The 1,858-nt window shown below is 63.9% G+C and carries 2 protein-coding genes and 1 pseudogene; all 3 read right to left on the reverse strand.

All coding sequences use genetic code 11. The features are described 5' to 3' along the window. Nucleotides 1-261: AAA family ATPase (locus GHO03_RS24325; protein WP_153400673.1), on the reverse strand; the 261-nt coding region annotated here is incomplete at its 3' end. Next, nucleotides 258-1,502, reverse strand: coding sequence for an exonuclease SbcCD subunit D C-terminal domain-containing protein (locus GHO03_RS24330; RefSeq protein WP_095018121.1), 1,245 nt, complete (start codon nucleotides 1,500-1,502; stop codon nucleotides 258-260). The genes GHO03_RS24325 and GHO03_RS24330, both read right to left, overlap by 4 nt. A 66-nt stretch (nucleotides 1,503-1,568) precedes the next feature. Further along, nucleotides 1,569-1,858, reverse strand: a pseudogene (locus GHO03_RS24335) (protein BatD); the annotation flags it as partial.

Here is a 1,858-nt window from a genome sequence, read left to right on the forward strand (position 1 = left end):
GCGCAGCAGGGTGCGCGGGTCGCCGGTGGCGATTTCTCCGTCGGCATCCGGCACTTTGGCATCGCGACCGGTGTTGTTCAGCCGTGGCACGGCGCCAAACAGGGCCAGGCACAGGGCGTCGAGCAGGGTGCTTTTACCGGCGCCGGTGGGGCCGGTAATGGCGAACAGGCCGGCACTGGCCAAAGGTTCGGCGGTAAAGTCCAGTTCAAAGGGGCCCGCCAGGGAGGCGAGGTTTTTCAGGCGAATGGCGAGGATTTTCATGGCTGTTCACCTTCTAGCTGTACTTCCTGCAGCAACACGGCAAAGTCCTTGAGGGTCTGTTCGTCGACTTCGCTGCCGTAGCTTTCCTGCCAGGCGCGGCTGAACAGTTCCTGGGGGGTGAGCTGGTCGAGTTCGATCAGGCGGGTGGCATCGTCATCGCCGTGGCGGCTGCCGCTGCCGGCATAGTCGGCGGCGATGCGCACCAGGCGTACGGACTTGCCCTGCAGCGCGGTTTCGATCTGCTGGCGTAAATCGGGCTGCGGTTCGTCGAGGGTGACCCGCACTTCGAGCCAGGGCTGGCGCTGGGTATCGGCGAGCAGGTCGATATCAGGCAGTGCGGCCAGGTGGGTGAGGATTTCAGCCAGTGGCAGCGGGCCAATGCGTTGCAGGTTGACGGCGCGGGGAATCAACAGCGGCTCAACGCTGACCAGGGTTTCGCCTTTGAGGGTGACATCGAGGATCTGGTGCTGATAGCCAATTTCCGAGAAGGACAACGGGATCGGCGAGCCGCAATAGCGGATGCGTTCTTCGCTGTTGACCCGCTGCGGCTTGTGTAAATGGCCCAAGGCCACATAGCTGATATCGGGCCCGAACAGGCTCGCGGGCAGGGCTTCGGCATTGCCGATGATCAGGCTGCGCTCGGAGTCTTCGCTGACCGAGCCGCCCGCCATATGGGCATGGCTGATGGCGATCAGGGCCTGGCCCGGCTTGCGTTTGGCGTTGGCGGCTGCGATCAGCCATTCATGCACCTGGCCGATGCCGCGCAGGTAGTCATCGCCCAGGTGGGCGCCGGTGACTTCGGCGGGGCGCAAAAACGGCAGGGCCAGGCACCAGGCGGCAATTTTGCCCTTGGCATCGGGCAAGGGGATCAGCAGGCGTTCGGCATCGAGCTGGCCGTCGTCGAGCCACAGCACCCGGCCCAGGGCATGGGTGCGCAGACGACGCATCAAGGGGGCGGGCAGTTCGATCCGCGAGCCGGAGTCGTGGTTGCCGGCAATCATCACGATGGTCAGTTTGGGCTGTTGCTCATGGGCGCTGACGATAAAGTCGTAGAGCCGCTCCTGGGCTTTGACCGGCGGGTTGACGGTGTCGAAGATATCACCGGCGATCAGCAACACATCGGGCTTGTGTTCTGCCAGCCGGGCCAGTAGCCAGGTGAGAAAACAGGCGTGTTCGAAGTCGCGGTCCTGGCCGTGGAGGTTTTGCCCCAGGTGCCAGTCGGAAGTGTGAAACAGGCGCATGACAGAATCCGTTTTCAAAGGTGCAGGCAGCCCGTTCGCACAGGCGGTTCAGGGGCTGCCTTGAATTTATTTGGGGTAAAGCGGCGGCAGGCTGCTCGGCTCGGCGTTGTCTTGCTGCTCGCGCTCGGCGGCAGGAATACTACGGATGGCCTTCCACAGTTCTTCGCCTTGCCAGTGCTGGCCGGTTTCGCTGTAGAGCGCCCCATTGAGGCCGTCGAGGGCATCGGACAGTAATACAAAACGAGCGGCCATGTCGGCCAGGGTTTCCGGCTGTTGCCGCGCCCAGGCATCCAGGGCCTGGCGGGTGGCTTGCGGGTCGTTGGCCAGGCTCGCGCGCTTGAGGTCGTCCAGCAGGG

This window comes from Pseudomonas sp. FSL R10-1339 (assembly GCF_009600545.1).
Taxonomy (GTDB): domain Bacteria; phylum Pseudomonadota; class Gammaproteobacteria; order Pseudomonadales; family Pseudomonadaceae; genus Aquipseudomonas; species Aquipseudomonas bubulae.